This is a genomic window from Streptomyces sp. NPDC034049, assembly GCF_055575575.1.
Map to the genome: position 1 here is coordinate 444,865 of NZ_JBVISJ010000006.1, position 20,719 is coordinate 465,583.

At 72.7% G+C, this 20,719-nt stretch carries 20 protein-coding genes; 8 read left to right on the forward strand and 12 right to left on the reverse strand.

The window, feature by feature from the left end:
* Positions 1-14: 14 nt before the first annotated feature.
* Positions 15-1,430: a GH39 family glycosyl hydrolase gene (locus ACZ52C_RS20730; protein ID WP_469076162.1), complete on the reverse strand. Its 1,416-nt coding sequence runs from the start codon at positions 1,428-1,430 to the stop codon at positions 15-17.
* Between the two features lie 145 nt (positions 1,431-1,575).
* Here ACZ52C_RS20730 and ACZ52C_RS20735 point away from each other — a divergent pair, with 145 nt between their 5' ends.
* Positions 1,576-2,670 carry a DUF5925 domain-containing protein gene (locus ACZ52C_RS20735; protein WP_184895950.1) on the forward strand — a complete coding sequence of 365 codons (1,095 nt, stop codon included), beginning with the start codon at positions 1,576-1,578 and terminating at the stop codon, positions 2,668-2,670.
* 30 nt (positions 2,671-2,700) lie between these two features.
* Positions 2,701-3,477: a DUF72 domain-containing protein gene (locus ACZ52C_RS20740; protein WP_469076089.1), complete on the forward strand. Its 777-nt coding sequence runs from the start codon at positions 2,701-2,703 to the stop codon at positions 3,475-3,477.
* Positions 3,478-3,506: 29 nt separating this feature from the next.
* On the opposite strand, the gene ACZ52C_RS20745 is transcribed toward ACZ52C_RS20740, so the two are convergent.
* Positions 3,507-3,875, reverse strand: coding sequence for a GntR family transcriptional regulator (locus tag ACZ52C_RS20745; RefSeq protein ID WP_469076090.1), 369 nt, complete (start codon positions 3,873-3,875; stop codon positions 3,507-3,509).
* 71 nt (positions 3,876-3,946) lie between these two features.
* On the opposite strand from ACZ52C_RS20745, the gene ACZ52C_RS20750 reads away from it, so the two are divergent.
* Positions 3,947-4,876, forward strand: a complete 930-nt coding sequence (locus ACZ52C_RS20750) for a GNAT family N-acetyltransferase (protein ID WP_469076091.1) — start codon at positions 3,947-3,949, stop codon at positions 4,874-4,876.
* Positions 4,857-5,369, forward strand: a complete 513-nt coding sequence (locus tag ACZ52C_RS20755; RefSeq protein WP_469076092.1) for a ribonuclease FAU-1 family protein — start codon at positions 4,857-4,859, stop codon at positions 5,367-5,369. Before ACZ52C_RS20750 ends, ACZ52C_RS20755 begins: the two co-directional genes overlap by 20 nt.
* A 19-nt stretch (positions 5,370-5,388) precedes the next feature.
* Here ACZ52C_RS20755 and ACZ52C_RS20760 read toward each other — a convergent pair whose 3' ends face one another.
* Entirely contained in the window at positions 5,389-6,048 is a 660-nt protein-coding gene (locus ACZ52C_RS20760) for a class I SAM-dependent methyltransferase (RefSeq protein WP_469076093.1), read from the reverse strand.
* A 137-nt stretch (positions 6,049-6,185) separates the two neighbouring features.
* On the opposite strand from ACZ52C_RS20760, the gene ACZ52C_RS20765 reads away from it, so the two are divergent.
* The gene (locus ACZ52C_RS20765; RefSeq protein WP_086785113.1) at positions 6,186-6,320 is read left to right on the forward strand and encodes a hypothetical protein; all 135 of its coding nucleotides are present in this window, start codon (positions 6,186-6,188) and stop codon (positions 6,318-6,320) included.
* 133 nt (positions 6,321-6,453) lie between these two features.
* Here the strand turns inward: ACZ52C_RS20765 and ACZ52C_RS20770 are convergent, their stop codons facing one another.
* A complete protein-coding gene (locus ACZ52C_RS20770) occupies positions 6,454-7,221 on the reverse strand; it encodes a dienelactone hydrolase family protein (RefSeq protein ID WP_469076094.1) in 768 nt (255 codons plus the stop codon).
* Between the two features lie 268 nt (positions 7,222-7,489).
* On the opposite strand from ACZ52C_RS20770, the gene ACZ52C_RS20775 reads away from it, so the two are divergent.
* Positions 7,490-7,687, forward strand: a complete 198-nt coding sequence (locus ACZ52C_RS20775; protein ID WP_469076095.1) for a hypothetical protein — start codon at positions 7,490-7,492, stop codon at positions 7,685-7,687.
* 64 nt (positions 7,688-7,751) lie between these two features.
* Here the strand turns inward: ACZ52C_RS20775 and ACZ52C_RS20780 are convergent, their stop codons facing one another.
* Complete coding sequence (locus tag ACZ52C_RS20780; protein WP_469076096.1) at positions 7,752-8,630, reverse strand: esterase/lipase family protein; 879 nt, start codon at positions 8,628-8,630, stop codon at positions 7,752-7,754.
* A 173-nt stretch (positions 8,631-8,803) separates the two neighbouring features.
* Positions 8,804-9,250: a MarR family winged helix-turn-helix transcriptional regulator gene (locus tag ACZ52C_RS20785; RefSeq protein ID WP_469076097.1), complete on the reverse strand. Its 447-nt coding sequence runs from the start codon at positions 9,248-9,250 to the stop codon at positions 8,804-8,806.
* Positions 9,251-9,417: 167 nt separating this feature from the next.
* On the opposite strand from ACZ52C_RS20785, the gene ACZ52C_RS20790 reads away from it, so the two are divergent.
* Complete coding sequence (locus ACZ52C_RS20790; protein WP_469076098.1) at positions 9,418-9,792, forward strand: cupin domain-containing protein; 375 nt, start codon at positions 9,418-9,420, stop codon at positions 9,790-9,792.
* A 15-nt stretch (positions 9,793-9,807) separates the two neighbouring features.
* On the opposite strand, the gene ACZ52C_RS20795 is transcribed toward ACZ52C_RS20790, so the two are convergent.
* Both ACZ52C_RS20795 and ACZ52C_RS20800 read right to left on the reverse strand, forming a co-directional pair.
* Complete coding sequence (locus ACZ52C_RS20795; RefSeq protein ID WP_469076099.1) at positions 9,808-10,776, reverse strand: DNA polymerase Y family protein; 969 nt, start codon at positions 10,774-10,776, stop codon at positions 9,808-9,810.
* On the reverse strand, positions 10,773-14,378 hold the full coding sequence (locus ACZ52C_RS20800; RefSeq protein ID WP_469076100.1) for a DNA polymerase III subunit alpha: 3,606 nt from the start codon (positions 14,376-14,378) through the stop codon (positions 10,773-10,775). The genes ACZ52C_RS20795 and ACZ52C_RS20800 overlap by 4 nt, the downstream gene beginning before the upstream one ends.
* A gap of 175 nt (positions 14,379-14,553) precedes the next feature.
* Between ACZ52C_RS20800 and ACZ52C_RS20805 the strand changes: the two genes are divergently transcribed.
* Positions 14,554-15,609, forward strand: a complete 1,056-nt coding sequence (locus tag ACZ52C_RS20805; protein WP_469076101.1) for an ABC transporter permease — start codon at positions 14,554-14,556, stop codon at positions 15,607-15,609.
* Between the two features lie 23 nt (positions 15,610-15,632).
* On the opposite strand, the gene ACZ52C_RS20810 is transcribed toward ACZ52C_RS20805, so the two are convergent.
* The 4 genes from ACZ52C_RS20810 to ACZ52C_RS20825 all read right to left on the reverse strand — a co-directional run bounded on the left by ACZ52C_RS20810 (position 15,633) and on the right by ACZ52C_RS20825 (position 20,715).
* Entirely contained in the window at positions 15,633-16,712 is a 1,080-nt protein-coding gene (locus ACZ52C_RS20810) for a S1 family peptidase (RefSeq protein ID WP_469076102.1), read from the reverse strand.
* A gap of 632 nt (positions 16,713-17,344) precedes the next feature.
* The gene (locus tag ACZ52C_RS20815) at positions 17,345-18,133 is read right to left on the reverse strand and encodes a slipin family protein (protein ID WP_469076163.1); all 789 of its coding nucleotides are present in this window, start codon (positions 18,131-18,133) and stop codon (positions 17,345-17,347) included.
* A 232-nt stretch (positions 18,134-18,365) separates the two neighbouring features.
* Positions 18,366-19,268, reverse strand: coding sequence for a S1 family peptidase (locus ACZ52C_RS20820; RefSeq protein ID WP_469076103.1), 903 nt, complete (start codon positions 19,266-19,268; stop codon positions 18,366-18,368).
* A gap of 493 nt (positions 19,269-19,761) precedes the next feature.
* Positions 19,762-20,715 carry an LLM class flavin-dependent oxidoreductase gene (locus ACZ52C_RS20825; protein WP_469076104.1) on the reverse strand — a complete coding sequence of 318 codons (954 nt, stop codon included), beginning with the start codon at positions 20,713-20,715 and terminating at the stop codon, positions 19,762-19,764.
* Positions 20,716-20,719: the final 4 nt, after the last annotated feature.

Consider the following 20,719-nt stretch of genomic DNA (forward strand, 5'->3'; position numbering starts at 1 on the left):
GCGCGGTCACCCGACTACCTGTCGAGCCACTTCGTTTCGTACGCCCCCATGTCGAACCTCTTCCCGTCGATCTCCGCACTGATCCTGCGGTCGAGGGTGTTGACGACGAGCACGGCCTTGTCGTCGGCCAGCACGCGCACGTTCGGCTTGTCGTCCGCCGCGACGGACACCGTCTCGTACGTCGTCCCCGGCGGGAACTCCTCGCCGAACCGGGACAGCAACCCGTACATGGGCAGTTCGCGGCCGCCGTCACGCTTGTCGGTCGGCGTCCACAGGCAGCCGGGGCACTCGCCGGTCTTCTCCTCCGGGTTCCAGTAGAACCCGGAGGTGGCACCGCCCTCGGCCATGGCCATAAGACCGGAGGCCTGGACGGCGACCCGGCGGTTCTCGGACCAGCCGTGCCGGTTGTCGTCCTTGTCGGCCGGCTCGACGTAGTACTCGGCCCACCACAGCGGCAGACCGCCGGACCGCTCCCGCACCCACCGGCTCACGGCCGTGAACTTGTCGGTCGCCGCGAACTCGTCGGGGACCAGCTCGTCGTCCCGGGTGTAGCTGGATCCGTCGACCACCACGAAGTCGGCGCCGGCCCTGTTCTTGTTCCAGTAGTCGAAGGCGTCGAGGATCCGCTGGTCCATGGCGCCCCACGGCCCCTTGAGCGACGTCGACGCGTCCTGCTTCTGGCGGGGGTCGACGCTGTCCATGACCAGGTAGGGCCCGCCGACCATGATGTCCTCGTCGACCTTCTTCAGGGCCTTGTAGACGAGGTTGTACAGCTCGGTGTACCCCTCGTAGTCCCAGCGGGCCTCCGCGTCGTTCCAGAAGCCCTTGAACTCGTTCCAGACGATGAAGTGCCGTACGTCCGGGTAGCGCTTGGCGACGGTGGCGGCGAGGGCGGCGTAGTCCGCGAAGTGCTCGGGCTCGGGCGCGGTCTCCAGCGCGGCCTGGCTCCAGTCGGTCCGGTCGGCGCCCGGTCTGCCGCCCTTCATCCAGTCGGGCGCGCAGCACAGGGTCACGACGGGGGTGCCGCCGGTGGCGCGGACGAAGTCGATGCGCCGGTCCATCTCCTCGAAGTCGTAGCGCCCCTCGACGGGCTCGGGGTTGCCCGCGCCCCAGCCCATGATGTGCTGGATCTGCGGCAGGGGCCGCTCGGCGAGCCGCTCCTCGACGCGCTCGACCGCCGTGCCGCTGCCCTCGTCCGCGCTGAACTGGGTGTGGGTGAAACCCCAGCCCACACTGGGTGCGGTGGCGCCCGGCGGGGTCGCGGGCGTGCCGTGCACCTTGTCGCCGTCCCGTGTGGTGCCGGTGGTGCTGCCGTCCCCGGGAAGTGTGTTGAGCAAGGTCACGACGAGGGCCAGCGCGGCCACCCCCACGCCCAGAAGCGCGGTGAGCCGCCACCGCCGGTCCCCCGCAATCCACCCATGACGTCCCATCATGGGCAACAGTAACCGCGCGGACCCCCGCCCGGGGAGGTTCCGTCGGTGAACTCCCGGGCAATCGGACGGCTCACGGGAGGACACACCGGCGCACCGCGGAAAGCGGATGCACGGGGAGCCCTTGGTGACGGATCATGGCGACATGTCTGCCAACCCACACGACGCACTGCCGATCCGGCTCAACGTCGACGACAGCGACTCCCCGTCCGATGTCGTCGACGCGCTGTTCCTCGGCCGTTTCGCGACGGGCGAGCAGCCGTACGCGCACGCGGCGAACATCGACCGGGTGCGGTCCGGGGCCACCCTGCTGCCGCCGGGCGCCCGGGTGCTGCGTTCCGCGCGGGACGACGACCGCAGCGCGACCCTCGCCGAGGGCGACGGCTGGACGGTGCTGATCTCCCGCTGGAACCGCGGCGCCGACGTCACCGTGACCGCGACCACCGCCGAGCTGGCGGAGAAGGTGCTCGGCCAGGCCACCGACGGCGCGGCCGACGAGCCCGAGCCGCAGCCGGAGAACGTGACGATGGGCTTCTGGTACGTCTCGCCGCGCCGGGGCCCGCACCGCACGACCCGGCAGATCTCGGCGGGCACCTGGGAAGAGGTCCGGCCGAACTACACGGCCCCGGTGGCGGACGCGATGGACCGCCTGATGAAGACGACCCCGGAGGACATCGCGGGCCGTCTCCTGCTGCTGCACGGGCCGCCCGGCACCGGCAAGACCTCCGCGCTGCGCACGCTGGCGCGTTCCTGGCGGGACTGGTGCCAGGTCGACTGCGTGCTGGACCCCGAGCGGCTCTTCTCCGACGTCGGCTATCTGATGGACATCGCGATCGGCGAGGAGGACGCGGCGGGCAAGGGCCGCTGGCGGCTGCTCCTGCTGGAGGACTGCGACGAACTGATCCGGGGCGAGGCCAAGCACACGGCGGGCCAGGCGCTCTCCCGGCTGCTGAACCTGACGGACGGCCTGCTCGGGCAGGGCCGCAACGTCCTGGTGGGCGTCACCACCAACGAGGACCTGGAGCGCCTCCACCCGGCCGTGGTCCGCCCCGGCCGCTGTCTCGCCCGGATCGAGGTGGGCGCGCTGACCCGCGCGGAAGCGGTGGGCTGGCTCGGCACGGACGAGGGGGTCGGCCGCGAGGGGGCGACCCTGGCCGAGCTGTACGCGCTGCGTCGCGGCACGTCACCGACGTCGCTGCCGGAGCCGCGGGGCGGGGCGGACGCGGGCCTGTACCTGTAGGCGCTCCCGCTTCGGTGCTTTCATGGATGTATGACCGTGTTCGTCGGCACGTCGGGATGGCAGTACAAGGACTGGCGGGGCGCCCTCTACCCGGCGGGCTGCCCCACCCGGCTGTGGCTGGAGGAGTACGCGGCGCGGTTCGCGACGGTCGAGCTCAACAACGCGTTCTACCGGCTGCCGACGAAGGAGAACTTCGAGGCGTGGCGGGAGAGACTGCCGGCGGACTTCGTGGTCGCGGTCAAGGCGAGCCGGTATCTGACCCACATCAAGCGGCTGCGGGACCCCGAGGAGCCGGTGCACCGTCTGATGAGCCACGCGGCGGGCCTGGGCGACCGGCTGGGCCCCATCCTGCTCCAGCTGCCCCCGACGCTGAGGGCCGACGCCGGTCTCCTGGACACCTGCCTGGCCTGCTTCCCCGCCGGCACCCGGATCGCGGTCGAGCCCCGCCACGACTCGTGGTGGACCCCCGAGGTCCGCGAGGTCCTGGAGTCCCGCGGCGCGGCCCTGTGCTGGGCCGACAGCCGTTCCCGCCCGGCCACTCCGCTGTGGCGCACCACCGACTGGTCCTACCTCCGGCTGCACCAGGGCCGGGCCCGCCCGTGGCCCCACTACGGCCGCCAGGCCCTGACGACCTGGGCCCACCGCATCGCCGACACCTGGCCCGCCACCGCCGACGCCTACGTCTACTTCAACAACGACCCCCACGCGGCGGCGGTGAGGGACGCGACGACGTTCGCGGGCGCGGCCCGGAGCGCGGGCCTGCGGCCGACCCGCACGCCGCAGCCGCGACGGCCGGCGCGGACCTGAGCCGTCGCGCGTGCCCGGCCCCGGGGGTGCTACTGCGCGTACGCGGCCCGCAGCGCGTCCCGGGCCGCCGCCAGTGCCTCGGCCTCGCTCAGCCCGAGTCGGCGCGCCCTCTCCGCGTACGCCCCCGCGGCCACCGCCGCCTCGCGCTCCGCGGCCGACCCGGCGGCGGCCACGAACGTCCCGTTGCGCCCCCGCGTCTCGATCACCCCGTCGGTCTCCAGCGCGCGGTACGCCTTGGCGACGGTGTTGGCCGCGAGCCCGAGCTGCTCGGCGAGCCCCCGTACGGTCGGCAGCCGGTACCCCACGGGCAGCGCTCCGGAGCGGGCCTGTTCCGAGATCTGGGCGCGCACCTGCTCATAGGGCGCGCTCCCCTCCACGATGCGAATCTTCAAGGTCACGCGGCGATTGTCCCGTACCCACCGGAAAATCGGAGGCGACTGCCGGCGCCGCCCCCGTAGCGTGCCCCCACATGACACTGATCGTGCGCGACCTGCGCGCCGCCGACCCGGCGGACGCCGAGGCCTTCGCCGACGTACGACGGCGTGCTCTGCCCTTCCTGGTCGGCACAGCCGAGTCCGTGCTCCACGACGTGACGCTCGCGCCCGCCGAGGCGCACCACCGGCTGCTGGTCGCCGAGGCGGACGGCGAGGTGATCGGCACCGCGCAGCTGTCCCTCGCCCACGACAGCCCCGTACCGGGCCAGGGCGACGTCAACGTGTACGTCCATCCCGAGCGGCTGCGCCGGGGCGCGGGCGCCCTGCTGGCGCGCACCGCCGAGGAGCGGCTGACGGCGGTGGGCGCGCGGCGGCTGCTGTCCTGGGTGCTGGACACCCCGGAGAACCGCGTGTTCGCCGAGCGCCGCGGCTACGCGCCGAGCCGCTCCGCGCACTTCCTCCGCCTGGACCTGGCCCATGGCACGCTCCCCCCGCTCGGCTCCCCGCCCGAGGGCGTGGAGCTGCGGACGGCCGCCGACTTCGCGGACGACCCGCGTCCGCTGTTCGACCTGGACGCGGAGACCACGGCCGACGAACCGGGCGACGTCGAGGCCGAGTTGGGCGACTACGGGCAGTGGCTCGCGCAGACCTACGGCCACCCCCTGCTGGACCGGGCCCTGAGCACGGTGGTCGTGGTGGACGGCACCCCCGCCGCCTTCACCGCGGTCCGCACGGACGGCCGGGACCGCTACTTCACCGCGATGACGGGCACCGCCCGCGCCTTCCGCGGCCGGGGTCTGGCCAAGCTCGCCAAGAACGACTCCCTGCACCGGGCCCGGGCCGCGGGGTACGCGGAGGCGTTCACGGGCAACGACGCCGGCAACGGCCCGATGCTCGCGGTCAACAGGTGGTTCGGATACGAAGTGTGCGCGACGGAGGTGCGGTATGTCCGTGAACTCGGCTGACTCCCGGCAGGAGGGGCGCGCGGTGGACGTCGTCCTGCTCAAGGCGGGCCGTACGAAGATCCGTTACCCCGCGCGGCTGTTGAGCGACGACGGCACCCGGATCGTGGTCCACGCCGACTGGGCGACCGAGGGCGTGCGGGACTTCGGCTTCGTACGCTTCGGGCCCGGTGACGTGTTCACCGAGTACTACTGGCGCGACCGGTGGTACGCGGTGAAGGAGGTCCGGGACGCCCAAGGCGGGCTGAAGGGCTGGTACTGCGACATCACCAGGCCCGCAGTCCTCTCCGGTGGGGAGGTCGTCGTCGAGGACCTCGATCTGGATCTGTGGCGGTCCGCCGACGGCGGGACCGTACTGCGGCTGGACGAGGACGAGTTCGAGGAGAGCGGGCTCGCGCGGAGCGACCCGGAGGCCGCGGCGGCGGCCGTCGCCGCCCTCGACGCGCTGGAGGCACTCGCCACCACCGAGGGGGGCCTGGAGTCGCTGCTGGTTTAGCCGGGGCCGGTGCGGGGGGTCAGAGGCGGGCCACGACCGCGTAGCGCTCGTCCTCGACCTCCCTGCCCCACAGCAGCGGGTCGTCCGCCAGCCGCACCAGCCGTGTGTCGGACACGAGGGGCGCGACCAGTCCGCAGAGCCGCTCGGCGGGTATGCCGACCGGGCTGACCGTGCCCCACACCCCCTCGACCAGCACCAGTCGGCCGCCGGGCCGCAGCAGTGCGCACCAGTGGCGCAGCACACGGGCCGGGTCGGGCAGGGTCCACAGCACATGGCGGACGAGGAGCACGTCGAACCGCTCCTCCCCCACGGGCGGGGCCGCCGCGTCGCCGACGAGGAACACGGCGGGGCGCCCGGCGAGCTTGGCGCGGGCGAGGGCGACCATGGCCCGGGAGGAGTCCACGCCGGTCACCCGGTGCCCCTGCTCGGTCGCGAGGAGTGACAGGCTGCCGGTGCCGCAGCCGAGGTCGAGCACGTCCGAGGGGCGGGTCGGCAGCCAGTCCCGCAGCCGGGCCGCCCAGGCCTCCCGGACGGCGGGTTCCCGCAGGCCGTGATCGGGTTCGTCGTCGAAGGAGGGGGCTTCCGCGTCCCAGTCGACGGCTCCCGGGGAGTCATCTGCCGCCGGGTTCCCCGGTGTTCGCAGGGCCGGAGAGGTTTCGTCGTCGTCGATGTTGGTCATGCCGCCAGAGTGACACCTGCCACTGACAGTCCAGATGGTGACAGCCGCCACTGACAGAGCACGAACGATGAGTAACGCTCCCGGAAAAGGTCTACCTCCGTGAAAACGCGGAACCCGGTGGACGCAAGGAGGCAGCCATGCGCCGTACGACCGTGCAGAAGCCCCTGAGGAAGTCCTCGTCCCGCCGGGTGCGGGACGAGGCCGACGAACGCCCCGTCGAGCGCCGGGAAGTGCGAAAGGACATCGCGCGCACCTGGTGGCCGGACGGCTGAGCCACCGCGCCCTGCCGCGAGCGCGTACGCGCGTCCACCGACTCCAGCAACCCCACCGATCTCCGGACAGCCGCCCCGACGCCCCGACCGCGGGCGTCGGGGCGTACCGGCCCGTGGGCCCGGACGGGCCCGGTCAGACCCCCGACCGCAGGGTGCGGGCGAGCAGGTCCAGCAGGGCCGTCCAGTGGCGTTCCGTCGCCTCGGCGTCGTATGCGGCGGTGTCGGCCTGGGTGTAGCCGTGCGGGGCGCCCTCGTAGACCTCGGTGCGGTGGCGGACCCCGGCCTCGGTGAGCGTCTTGTCGAGCAGGTCGATCTGCTCCGGGGGCAGGGACGGGTCCTCGTCTGCGTGGCCGAGGTAGACCTCGCCGGTGATCCGGGGCACCGCCAGATGCGGGCTGTCCGGGGCGTCGGTCGCCAGCCGTCCCCCGTGGAAGCCGGCCGCGGCGGCGACGCGTTCGGGGAAGGCACCGGCGGTGTGCAGGGCCAGCCGGGCGCCCATGCAGTACCCGGTGATCCCGACGGGCCCCTGGGCGGCCCGCGGGCTGTCGGCGAGCCATCCCAGATACGCCGCCGCGTCCCGCAGCGCGAGTTCCGGCGTCAGTGCCGTCATGGCCGGCAGGATCTGCTCCCATATCTCCGGGCGCGCGGCCGGATCGATGAACTCGGGCAGGTCGAACACCGGTGTCCGCCCCGACCGGTGGAAGACGTTGGGCACGAGGACCGTGTACCCGGCACCGGCCAGCCGGTCGGCCATCGCCCGCAGGTGCGGCCGGAGCCCGAACGCGTCCATGTAGAACAGGACCGCCGGATGCGCGGCGTCGTCGTCGGGGTGGACGAAGTAGGCGTCGACGGTGCCGTCCTCGGTGGCGATGTCCACGGATGTTCCGCGTACGGCGGTCATGCGCGGGTTCCCTTCTCTCGTACGGCGGTTGCGAACGGGCCCAGTGTCACGCACCGAGGTAAGAACCGGATCTTCGGGAGGCTCCGAGCGCTCCTCGAAAGGTTTTCCTGAGCCCTCGGTTAGCCCCTCCTTAACGCCACCATAAGGATCCTCCGCACCCGCCCTCAGCAGGCGATTTTGCGGTTCTCTGGGGCTAGCTCGCTGATCGCCCCCGGCGTCCCGGCCCCACCCGGTAACCGTTCAGGACCGTTTCGAGGAGTGCCCCGCCATGCCCGCTGCCCGCCGCGAGACCACCGTGCCCGCCGCCGCCCTGGTCGTCGGTGCGACGGGTGCGGCCGGGGCCGTCCCGTCGACGACGACCCCGTATCTGACCCTCGGCGGCGCGGCCGTCCTGGCGCTCGGTCCCTCCCCCCTCTTCGCGGCGGCCCGCCGCCGTGCGACGGCCGGTGGGCGGCCCGGCCGCTGACGACTTCCGGGGCCTGTCGGGCGGCTCAGGCCGGACAGGCCCCGGCGGCACGTACCGGCACGTGTCAGTCGGTGACCGAGAGACAGGTCGTCGGGGTGGCGTGGGCCGGGTCGAGGGCGTTGACGACCTCGTGGAACGCGATCCGGTCGAGGAGTCCGATCGCCGCGTGCTCGGAGAGGTCGAGCGCGCACAGGTCCTGGATGACGATGTTGCGCACGTTCGGCCCGTCGAGGAACTGGGACCGGTACGGCGTGACGACCTCGTCGTACCGGGTGGCGAGGACGGTGTAGGTCACGCCGGGGACGGTGTCGCCGCCCGCGTTGAGCTTGGTGAGGAAGGGGGATCCGACGACCTGGTCGGCGAGGGCCGGGGTGGCGGTGGAGAGCAGGTCGCCGGCGCCGGGGAAGGTGTCGAGGAGCCGGGTGAGGCCGTTCAGGGTGGTGCCGTGGTTGGAGGGCGCGATGCCGACGAGCGCGTTCACCTCGGCGGCTCCGCCGAGGAACTTGAGGTAGTAGCGGGGCATCATGCCGCCCTGCGAGTGGCCGACGAGGTCGGCCTCGGCGGCGCCGGTCGCGGCGAGCACCCGGTCGACGAAGGCGTCGAGCTGCTGGGCCGACTTGTCGATGGGGCCGAGCCCGTTGAAGAAGGCCACGCCGGGGAGTTGGCCGTAGTCGAGGGAGTAGACGCAGTAGCCGCGGTTCACGAGGTACGGCGCGAGGCCCAGCCAGTTGTCGACGGAGTTCGCGAACGTGCCGTGGACGAGGACGACGGGGCGGGGGTGGGCGCTGGAGGGTTCGCAGGAGTAGTCGTTCCAGCCACGGCTCGGCGCGGCGGCCGCGTCGGCGGCGTGGGCGGCGTGGGCGGCGGTGCCGGGCACGAGGGTCGCCGCGGCGGCGAGACTCAGGGCGGTCAGCGGTCTGATCAGGCGCTTCCAGGGCAGCATCGGGTGATCTCCTTGCGGCTCAAGGGACGTGCGGCGACGTTCGCCCTGTGATCCGGATCACGAGGATGCTGTTCTTCTTCGCCAAGTTACGGGCGAGTAGGAAAGGTGGGAAGTTACGCGTCAGTAAAAACTTCAAGTGATGATCGGGACCACTGACACGTGACGTCGAACCGTCACCAGGCGGGCTTGATGGGACCGTAGGGCGCGATACGCAGCAATCGGTCGCGCAACGCCCGCACCTCACCCTCTCCGCCGAGCACCTCGGCCCACGCCGCGACCACCTCAGCCGCCGCCTCCTCCGCCGCCCGCGTGCAGGCCCAGCCGCGTTCGGTCAGCACGATCAGCCGGGCGCGGGCGTCCCGCGGATGCGGCCGGCGCTCCACGTACCCCTTGCGCACGAGTTCGTCGGCCAGCTGACTGGCCGCCTGCTTGGTCACCCCGAGATGGGCGGCGAGATCCGTGACCGTGGCACCGTCCGGAGCGAGCCGGGCGAACGCGAACCCGTACGAGGGCCGCCCCTCGAAGCCGCGGGCGGCGACCCCCTCGTCGATACGGCGCGTCAGCTCACCGGCGGCGGCGAGCAGGGCGGCGGACAGGGCCAGGGCCTCGGAGTTCTGCACGCCTGCATTGAAACACCCTTGACGGATCGGTCAAGCAGCTTGACCATAGGGCAAGTGGTCAAGCTGCTTGACTATTCCGTCCGAAGACACCCCGAGGCACCCCGAAGACGTCCCGAAAACGTCCCGAAGAGGTCCCGAAGACTTTTCGAAGACCCCAGGAGGCCCCCATGCCCGTCGTCCGTTCGTCCGAAGCCGTCGTCCACGAGATCCACGGTGCCCGTTTCGTCTCGTACGCCACCCCGCTCACCGGCAGCAGGGAACTGGCCGCCTGGCGGGGCGAGATACCCGCCGGGACCAAGGCACCCGCGCACACCGTCAACCGGGAGGAGATCTTCCACCTCCTCGGCGGGGAACTGCTGATCACCCTCGACGCCCACACCCACCGCGTCACGGCGGGCGACACGGTGATCATCAACGCCGGCACGACCGTCACCGTGGAGAACCCGACGACCGAGGTCGCCACCTCCTGGGTCACCACCTCCGTCGGCCTGGAGGCGGAGCTGGCCGACGGCACGCGGATCGTGCCGCCGTGGGCCAACTGATCGCCCGCCGGGGTGTCACGCGGCCAGCGTCCCCGGGATCACCGCGTGCGGGCCGAACTTGGCGCGGGCCCGGTCGGCGACCTCCTCGATACGGCGGAGCTTCTCGTCGACGGGGTCGAAGGCGAGCTGGTGCGAGGACTGGTCGGCGGGGGTGAGGCCCTCCGCGCGCAGGGCGATCGCGCGGACCCGGGCGCGCTGGAGGCCGAGGGCGTCGTACAGGGCGTAGGCGGTCGCGGTCAGCGCCGGGGAGTGGGCGGTCGGCTCCGCGAGCGTGCGGGTGCGGGTCGTCGAAGAGCGGTCGGCGTAGCGGACGGTGAGGGTCAGGGTGCGGCAGACCTTCTCCAGGGCGCGCAGTCGGGAGCCCAGCTCCTCGGCGCCGGCGAGCAGCGCGCGGCGGTGCCGGTCGGGGTTCAACTCGTCGCGGGAGAAGGTCTGTTCGGTGGCGAGCGAGCGCGCGACGGCGTTCGGTACGACCCGGCCCCGGTCGACGCCGTTGGCCTTCTCGTGCAGGTCGCGACCGGTCCGCGCGCCGACCAGGCGCTGGAGTGTGGACAGGGGCGCGCAAGCGACCCCGCCGAGGGTTTCGAGGCCGTACTCGCGCAGGGTGCGGGCGGTCGCGGTGCCGACGCCGGGCAGCGCGCCGACGGGCAGTTCGGCGAGGAAGTCCACGACGAGGTCCTCGGGCACCGCGCAGGGCGAGCCGGGTGCCGCCGCCCCCAGCGCCAGCCGCGCCGTCAGCGGTCCGGGCCCGGCGCCGATCACACAGTCGACGCCGTAGAGCGCGAGGGCGCGGACCCGGATCAGCCGGGCCAGTTCCTCGGCGTCCCGGCCGAAGTACCGTTCGGCGCCCCGCAGATCGGCCAGCGCGCCGTCCGGCGGCAGCGCCTCCACGACCGGGGTGAAGTCCTCGACCAGGCCGAGGAGACCGGGCAGGGCGGCCTCGTACCCCGACGGCAGCTGGAAACGTACGCAGAGGATGGTCATCCCGCACTCCCTGGGCTCTGGTGCCACAACTTCCGCATCTGAGAAGGACCTTGTGAGGGCTCTTCGCCCGCGGGCCTGAGATCGGCCCATGGATGCATCTCGTATCCGGTGGGCATCCGGATCCGCCGCCCGGTGTCACCGCGCCGCCCTCCGCCGTCGCCTGTCGCGCCGTCCCCTGTCGCGCCGTCGCCGCGCCCGCCGTCCGACTCGCCCCCGGCGCCCCTTACGCCCCCGCCCCCGCCGGTGTCCACCGCCTCCGCCAGCCGGGGTGCCACCGCGTCGAGGCCGCCCTCGCGCCGCAGCTCCACCAGCTCGGCGAGGTTCCAGGCGGCGGCGCCCACGACGCTGAGGCTGCGGGGCCCCCGCCGCTGCACCACTCCGCGCACCAGCAGCAGCCAGGAGTGGAAGACGGTGTGGGCGCAGGTGTCGTGGGAGTCGTCGAAGAAGGCGAGGTCGACCAGGCCGGTGCCGTCGTCGAGGGTGGTGAAGACGACCCGCTTGCCGGAGCGGATGGGCGGGGTCTGGGTCGCCGCCTTGGCCCCCGCGACCAGCACCGTCTCCCCGTGCCGCGCCTCGCGCAGCCGCCGGGCCGACACCACGCCCAGCTCGTCGAGGAAGGCCCGGTGGTCGTCCATCAGATTGCGCGAGACGTCCATCGACAGCACGCCCAGCTCGGCGCTGAGCCGTTCGGCGGAGGACAGGTCCGGCAGCCCCGCCGAGGCGGTCCGCCGCCCGCCGGACAACGGGAGCTGACCGCCGCCCGCGCCCCGGCCGGCCCGGTGCAGCTCGGTCAGGTGCAGTTGCAGATCACGCCGGTTGGCGCCGAACGCGTCCAACGCGCCGACCTGGGCGAGCCTCTGCGCCAGCGGCCGGCTCGGCCGCGCCCGCTCCCAGAAGTCCAGCAGCGAGGCGTACGGCTGCCCGTCCGCGATCCGCGCCGCCTCGGCCTCGCTGATGCCGTGCACATCGGAGAGCGCGAGCCGGATCCCCCATGCCTTCTCCTCCCCCGACCCCCTCGGTCCCCTTGCCTTCCTCGCCTTCCCCGACCCCTTTGATTCAGACACCAGTTCGATACGGTGGGCGACCGCGGACCGGTTCACGTCCACCGGCAGGATCGGCACCCCACGCCGCCGCGCGTCCGCCAACAGCAGCCGCTTGGGGTACATCCCGGGATCGTGCGTGAGCAGCCCGGCGTAGAAGGCCGCCGGATGATGCGCCTTCAGCCACGCCGACTGGTACGTCGGCACCGCGAAGGCCACCGCGTGCGCCTTGCAGAAGCCGTACGACCCGAAGGCCTCGACGATCTCCCAGGTCCGCCGGATCGTCTCGGCGTCGTACCCCTTCGCGGCCGCGTGCTGCGCGAACCAGACCCGGATGCGCCCCTGCGACTCGGGGTCGGACAGCCCGCGCCGCACCCGGTCGGCCTCGTCCCGGCCGCAGCCGGTCATGAGGTGCACGATGTCGATGACCTGCTCGTGGAAGACGACCACGCCGTACGTCTCCCGCAGCGGCTCCGCCAGATCCTCGTGCGGGTAGCGGACCGGCGCCCGCCCGTGCCGGGCCTCGATGAACGGCCGCACCATGTCGGCGGCGACGGGCCCCGGCCGGAACAGCGAGATGTCCACCACGAGGTCGTGGAAGGTGGCCGGCTGGAGCCGCCCCACCAGGTCCCGCTGGCCCGGCGACTCGATCTGGAAGCAGCCCAGCGTCTCGGTGGAACGGATGAGTTCGTACGTCGCCGGATCGCCCGCGCCCCGTTCGAAGTCGAGCGCGTCCAGGTCGACCCGCTCCCCCGTCGCCCGCGCCACCTCCGCCACCGCGTGCGCCATCGCCGACTGCATCCGCACGCCCAGTACATCGAGCTTCAGCAGCCCGAGGTCCTCGACGTCGTCCTTGTCGAACTGGGACATGGGCAGCCCCTCGCCGCTGGTCGGCATCACCGGCGTACGGCTCAGCAGGGACGCGTCGGACAGGAGCACCCCGCACGGGTGCATGGCGACCCCGCGCGGGAGCGCGTCCAGCGCCTCGACCAGCTCCCACAGTCGGCCGTACTTTTCCTTCTCCCCCGCCAGTTTCCTGAGTTCGGGCAGTTCTTCGAGCGCCGCGCGCGCGTCGCGGGCCCGGATGTGCGGGAAGGACTTGGCGATCCGGTCGATGTCGGCGGGGTCCAGGGAGAGGGCCGCGCCCACGTCCCGGACGGCGTGGCGGACGCGGTAGGTCTCGGGCATCGCGACGGTCGCGACCCGCTCGGTGCCGAAGCGTCCGATGATCGCGCGGTAGACCTCCAGCCGGCGCGCGGACTCCACGTCGATGTCGATGTCGGGCAGCGCGACCCGCCGCCTGGACAGGAACCGCTCCATCAGCAGCCCGTGTTCGACGGGATCGGCGTGCGCGATGTCCAGGAGGTGGTTCACCAGGGAACCGGCGCCGGAACCGCGCGCGGCGACCCGGATCCCCATCTTCCGTACGTCGTCGACGACCTGAGCGACCGTCAGGAAGTAGGAGGCGAAGCCGTGGTGGGCGATCACGTCCAGCTCCCGGTGCATCCGTTCCCAGTACGCCCGCCGGGTGCCGTAGCCGTGCCGCATCATCCCGGCCGCCGCCCGCGAGGCCAGCACCCGCTGGGCGGTGCGACGGCCCGCGCCGACGAGACGCGGCTCGGGGAAGTGGACGGTGCCGAGGCCGAGGTCGTCCTCCGGGTCGACCAGGCACTCGGCGGCCGTCGCCCGGGTCTGCTCCAGCAGCCGGTACGCGGTGTCCCGGCGGTACCCGGCGGCCTCGACGACCCGCTCGGCGACGCCCAGCATGGCGTCCGCGCCCTTGAGCCAGGCCTCGCCGGAGTCCAGCTCCCCCCGGGGGTCGACGGGGACGAGCCGCCGGGCCGCGTCCAGGACGTCGGCGACCGGGCCCATGCCGGGGTCGGCGTACCGGACGGCGTTGCTGAGCACGGGCCGTATCCGCTGCTCGGCGGCGAAGCCGACGGTCCGGGCGGCCAGCCGCAGCGAACCGGGGCCGGTGCCCTCGCGGCCGTGCCACACCGCTTCGAGGCGCAGGGCGTCGCCGTACCTCTCCCGCCAGGGCCCGAGGAGTCTCGCGGCGCGGTCGGGACGCCCGGCGGCCAGCGCGCGCCCCACGTCGGAGGCGGGGCCGAGAAGCACGGTCAGGCCCTCGGCGGCACACTCCGCCCAGGGCAGCAGCGGTGGCACCTCGCTCCCGCTCCCCTCCGGGCCGCCGCCCGCATGCGCCGCTGAAACGATTCTGCACAACTCGGCCCAGCCCTTGGCGCCCTCCCGGGCGAGGAACGTCACCCGAGGGGTCGACTCGTCGAGGAAGGCGCCGCCGCGCACGGGGGCACGCCGCCGCGCCTGCCGCACGGAAGGCGCGGGCGCCCCCACTGCCAGTTCCACCCCGAACAGCGGGCGGACCCCGGCCCGGGCGCACGCCTTGGCGAACCGGACGGCGCCCGCGAGGGTGTCCCGGTCGGTGAGCGCGAGGGCGTCCATGCCCCGTTCGGAGGCGCGCTCGGCCAGCCGCTCCGGGTGCGAGGCGCCGTACCGCAGGGAGAACCCGGAGACGGTGTGCAGATGCGTGAACCCCGGCACACGCACCTCCCGCACTCGATCCACCAGTCGCCCAGCCACTCGATCAGCCACTCGGCTCGAACATCAGTTCACAGCCCCCTCGCCTCCACCATAGACCACTTTTCGAACTTCTGTACGACAACCATTCGGCCCCGCCCCACCTGCGCAAACGCCCCTCGCCTCCGACCGTGGGGACATGACACAGACGGCCGAGCCCGCCCCCAGGTCCTTCCTCGACGAGCTCAAGGACGCGGTCACCCCGCGGGCCGTCCTGCTCGTCGTCGGGGTGCTCGCCCTGCAGCTGCTCTTCATCGCCTCGTACGTGGGGGCGCTGCACAATCCGAAGCTCAGGGACGTGCCGTTCGGGGTGGTCGCGCCCCGGGCGGCGGCCGAGCAGGCGGTGACCCGGCTGGAGCGGCTGCCGGGCGAGCCGCTGGACCCGCGGACGGTGGCCGACCGGGCGGCGGCACGTGAGCGGATCCTGGACCGGGAGATCGACGGCGCCCTGCTGATCGACCCGGCCGGCACCACCGACACCCTGCTGGTCGCCTCCGGCGGCGGACGCACCCTGGCCAACGCGCTGGCCGCCCTCGTCACCGCGCTGGAGCGGTCCGAGGGCCGCACGGTGCGGACGGTGGACGTGGCCCCGGCCGACGTCGGGGACGCCAACGGGCTCACGTCCTTCTATCTGGTCGTGGGCTGGTGCGTGGGCGGCTATCTGTGCGCCTCGGCGCTGGCGGTGAGCGCGGGCGCACGGCCCACCGACATCCGGCGCGGGATCATCCGCCTCGGCGCCCTCGCGCTGTTCTCGGTCCTCGGCGGACTCGGCGGCGCGGTCATCGCCGGGCCCGTCCTCGGCGCCCTGCCGGGGAGCCTGGCGGCGCTGTGGGGGCTGGGGGCCCTGGTGGTCTTCGCGGTCGGCGCGGCCACGCTGGCGCTCCAGTGCGTCTTCGGGATCGCCGGCATCGGCGTGGCCGTCCTGCTGGTGGTGATCGCGGGCAACCCGAGCGCGGGCGGCGCGCTGCCGCCGCCGCTGCTCCCGCCGTTCTGGGCGGCGATCGGCCCGGCACTGCCCCCGGGCGCGGGCGTCTGGGTGGCCCGCTCCATCGCCTACTTCGAGGGCAACGACACCACCGGCCCCCTGCTGGTGCTCTCCGCCTGGGCAGCGGCGGGGGCCGCCATCACCGTGGTGATGGCGGCCCTGAGGACGAAGCCGACGGACCGGCCGGCATCCGAGCGGCCGGCCGGCTGACCGGCTGACCGGCTGACCGGCTGTCAGCCGATCTGCGTGCCGGTCGCCGACAGCGCCTCGGTGACGGGCTGGAAGAACGTCTCGCCGCCCGAGGTGCAGTCGCCGCTGCCGCCGGAGGTGAGGCCGATGGCCTTGTCGCCCGAGAAGAGCGAGCCGCCGCTGTCGCCCGGCTCGGCGCAGACATCGGTCTGGACGAGGCCGTTGACGATGTCGCCGTTGCCGTAGTTCACGGTGGCGTCGAGGCCGGTGACCGTGCCGCTGTGGACCTGGGTGGTCGAACCGCTGCGGGTGACCTTCATGCCCACGGTCGCCTCGGCGGCCCCGGAGATGGCCTGCGTGGAGCCGTTGTAGAGGTTGACCTCGCTCGGGTGGTCGACGTCGGCGGTGTACTTCACCAGGCCGTAGTCGTCGCCGGGGAAGCTGGAGTCGGCGTTCTCGCCGATGACCTGGCCGCCGGCCGACCAGGTGGAGATGCCCTCGGTGCAGTGACCGGCCGTCAGGAAGAACGGCTCGCCGCCCTTGACCACGTTGAAGCCGAGGGAGCACCGGCCGCTGCCGCCGGTGATGGCGTCGCCGCCCGCGACGAAGGGCTTGTACTCGCCCTTGGTGCGCTTGAGTTCGGCCTTGGCCCCGAGGCCGTCCACGACCTTCGTGAGTCTCGCCAGCTCGGCCTCGGAGACGGTGCGGTCGGCGGTGACGACGACCTTGTTGGTGGTCGGGTCGGTGGCCCAGGCGGTACCGGGGATGGTGGCGTCCGCCTTGAGGGTCGTCCGGGCGCTCTTCAGCTCGGCGAGGGAGTTCTCCACGATGCGGGCCTTGGCGCCGGCCGCCTCGACGGTCTCGGCGGCGGCCTGGTCGAGCACGTTGACGACGAGGAGCTTGCTCTTCGCGTCGTAGTACGTTCCCGCCGCGTCGGCGCCGAGGTCCGCGTCGAGGGTCAGGGCGAGCTTTCCGGCCGCCGTGATGGAGAGCGCTTTCGGCGCGGGGGCCGGCGCGGTCTCACTCGCATTCGCAGTCTGGAAGGTCACTCCCGCGGCGACCAGTGCGGCGATACCCGCACCCGTCATGACGGCACGGCGCCTGGGTATGCGTCGGTGCTTCAACTCGCGTCCTCCTGTGGGGGGTTGGTCAAGAGGGGCGTGGGGGCCCCTTTCGACCGGAAGGTGTACGGGCAGGGAGGCGACAGACGGTAAAAACGCCGCGTCCATGCCAACTGTGCGGCGACAACTATTCCTAGGCGCACGGGGGGCACACAAGGTCGACTTCAGGCCTGACGCACGACGAGGGCGCACGCCCCCTATGTCATTACCGTCCGGTAACGCCCCACCTCTCGACCACGCTTGTTCACACTGCAAACACGAGAAGCAACGGTTTCCTCAGCAACGGGTGAGGTCTAGTCCTGTCCGAAATTCACCCATCGGAGGTCCGGAACCAAACGGGTCTCGCGGGATGGGAGTTGCTTCCGCATCGATTCTTGGCGCGCGCGTTCGCCCCCGCCGCCCCTACCCGTCCCTCCCCCAGCCGCGGGTCCGGTGGGGCTTCTCGCGCAGTTCCCCGCGCCCCTGAAAAGCCGGGGCTGCGCCCGTGCTTTTCAGGCCCGCAGGGCCGTGGTCCTTCGGGCCCGCAGGGGCCTGAGGCTTTCAGGGGCGCGGGGAACTGCGCGACCAGCCCCCACCGGCCCGCGGACGAACCACCAGCCCCCACCGGCCCGCAGACGAACCACCAGCTCCACCGACTAAGACGCCCCGCTCCCCGGCGGAGCCCCCTGCTGCGCCCGTTCCAGAAACCGCAGCAGTTCCACCGGGAACGGCAGCACCAGCGTGGAGTTCTTCTCCGCCGCCACCGCCACCACCGTCTGCAACAGCCGCAGTTGCAGCGCGGCAGGCTGCTCGGACATCTCCTTGGCCGCCTCCGCGAGCTTCTTCGACGCCTGCAACTCCGCGTCCGCGTTGATGACCCGCGCCCGGCGCTCCCGGTCGGCCTCGGCCTGCCGCGCCATGGACCGCTTCATGGTCTCGGGCAGCGAGACGTCCTTGATCTCGACCCGGTCGATGGTGACGCCCCACTCCACCGCCGGGCTGTCGATCATCAGCTCCAGCCCCTGGTTGAGCTTCTCCCGGTCGGCGAGCAGATCGTCCAGCTCGCTCTTGCCGATGATGGACCGCAGCGAGGTCTGGGCCATCTGGGAGACGGCGAACCGGTAGTCCTCCACCCGCACGATCGCGTCCGCCGCCGAGGTCACCTTGAAGTAGACGACGGCGTCGACGCGTACGGTGACGTTGTCCCGGGTGATGCCCTCCTGCGCGGGCACCGGCATCGTGACGATCTGCATGTTGACCTTCTGGAGCCGGTCGACGAACGGCACGATCATCGTGAAACCGGGCCCCCGCACCTGCGGCTTCAGCCGGCCGAGCCGGAAGACCACCCCCCGCTCGTACTGCTTCACGACCCGGGCCGCCGACATCACGTAGACCGTGCCGAAGGACGCGAGGGCCACCCCCGCCGTCACCAGCTCCTCGACCATCACGGCCCCCCAGGGTCCGACGTGGGCGTACGAGAGGGAGTACAGGTCGACGGTAACCCCGCCCCGGAACGAGGGCGAGCCCCCGCACACGATGTGTGCGGGGGCTCGCCTGCTGCCGCCTGCTGTCGGCCGCGGCCGGGTGGGGAGTCGGCGCCGGGGGGAAGTGCGCCGGCTCCCACTCGACCTGTCGGTCTGTCGACCTGCCTACCTGTCGGCCTGTCGATCCGCCGACCTAGTAGACCGAGACGCCGTACGCGCTCAGGGCCTCGGTGACCGGCTGGAAGAAGGTCGTGCCACCGGAGGTGCAGTTGCCGCTGCCGCCGGAGGTGAGACCGTACGCCACGCCGTTGCTGCCGTAGAGCGGACCGCCGGAGTCGCCGGGCTCGGCGCAGACCGTGGTCTGGATCATGCCGTAGACGATGTCGCCGCCACCGTAGTTCACGGTCGCGTTGAGAGCGGTCACGCGTCCGGTGCGGGTACCGGTGGTGGAGCCGGTGCGGATCACGTTGGTGCCCACGCTCGGGGTGGCCGCACTGGTGATGTCCACGCTGCCCGCGGTGCCGTCCTTGGCGATGGACGTGTTGCTGTAGCGGACGAGGCCGTAGTCGTTGGTCGGGAAGCTCGACCCGGCGGTCGGGCCGAGGACCGTGGTGCGGCCGGAGTTGGAGTACCAGGTGCCCGCGCCGTCGGTGCAGTGACCGGCGGTCACGAAGTAGTACGTGCTCCCGCTGCGGACGTTGAAGCCCAGCGAACAGCGCCAGCTACTCGCATAGATGGCGTCGCCGCCCTTGATCAGCTTGTTGAACTTGCCCGGGGTCCGCTTGATCGTGAGGGCGTCGGCGTTCTCGCCCGCCGCCTCCTTGATCCGCGCCAGTTCGCCCTGGGAGACGGTGCTGTCGATGGTGACGACGACCTTGTCCGTCGCCGGGTCGATCGCCCAGGCGGTGCCCGGGATATCGGCCTTGAGCACCGATGAGCTGGCGCTCTTGAGCTCGGAGGCGCTGAACGTCTGGGTGCCTGCCGCGTTGGCGGTGGGGACCGTGACGGCGGCCGCGGCCGCGAGTCCGGCGGTCACGGCGATCAGCCGGGTCCGTCTCGCTATGCCGCTGCGGGGGGTGGTGCGCTTGATCCTCACTGTTCGTTCCCTCCAAAGGGAAGTCGGGGGCCCGCGTGGGGTCGGGGCCCGTGAGGCGCAGATCAGGGGCATCGGTCCGGATTCCGGACACGCCGTGCCCCTGACAAGGCGCTGGGGGGAAGTATTCGGCCGTACCGCCGACCCACGCAAGGGTGCCTTTCGGCCTCTCGGAACCCAACCGGCCCGCCCTCCATGCCGGTTGACCCCACCAGGCCATATGTGCGGGTTCTGTGTGAATCCTTGTCGGCTCCCGGAGGGATCGGCTGACGGGGCGTCGGAGCAGGCCGCAGGGCCCGGAAGCGTCGATCACCACTATCGTCGGCCGCGGTGGAGGCCACCGCCCGAGGCGCCCGGTCGGAGTACCCGGGTCCACCGCCCGGGGGTGTCCGGAAGTGATGCATTGGGCCGTTCAGCCGTTCGGTTCCGCCACCCGGGGTCATGGACCGCCTTGAGCATGGCCGTACTTGCCGAGCCGGGCCCGTTCGGCGGTCGGTCATCCCCCTCCTTTGGTCACGACGTGCTGCTCGGCGGGCCCCAGGCCCAGGTGCTCGCGGAGCGTGCTGCCCGGATAGAAGGTGCGGAACAGCCCGCGGTGCTGGAGCAGCGCCACCGTCCCGTTGACGAGTCGCTCCAGGTCACGGCGCGGTTCGACGGGGACGAGATGGAAGCCGTCCGTGGCCCCGGCCCGGTGCCAGTCGGCGATCAGCTCGGCGAGGGCGACGGGGCCGCCCCGGTAGAGCGGGCCGTCGGCGGTCCGGCGCGGCCCTCCCCCGCCGTGGCCCGGCTCGGCCGCGTACTCCCCACCGCCGAGGTCCACGCGCAGGCTCACCAGGACCCGCAGCTCGTCGGGGTCCCGTCCGGCCCCGGCCGCCCCGTCCCGCAGCTCCGTCCGTACGGCGTCGGCGTGGTCCGGGTCGGCGACCCGCAGGAGTGCCACGTCCGCGCACCGGGCGGCGATCCCACGGCTCTCCCCCTCGGTCGCGTCGACGACGCGCACGGGGTGCCCCTGCTGCGGCCGGGTCACCACCGGGGCCTCCTGGGCGGGGAGCCAGGCACCCTCGGCATCCCCCGCACCCACGGACTCGACGTGACGCGCCCTCACCGGCACCGTCCCCTCCTCCGGGCCCGGCGCCCCGAGCCACCACCCGGCCCGGCCCCGGCTGACCCGGTCGAGCGTCGCCACGGCCGCCCGCACCCGGCACGGCTCGTCGGGAGTCGCCGTCACCACCGGCACGAGCCCGACCCGCCCCGTCTCCGGCGCCACTCGCGCCGACACCGCCAGCGCGTCCGGCCCCGGCCGCGCGAACGCGTCCCCGACCGTCACGAAATCCAGTGCCCCGCGCTCCGCGAGCCGGGCGAGCTCGACACACACCTCCGCGTCGCCCTCCGCCCGCTGATCGATGGCTGCGGCCAGGTGCAACCGCCCCCGACCGTACGACGACCCCATACCG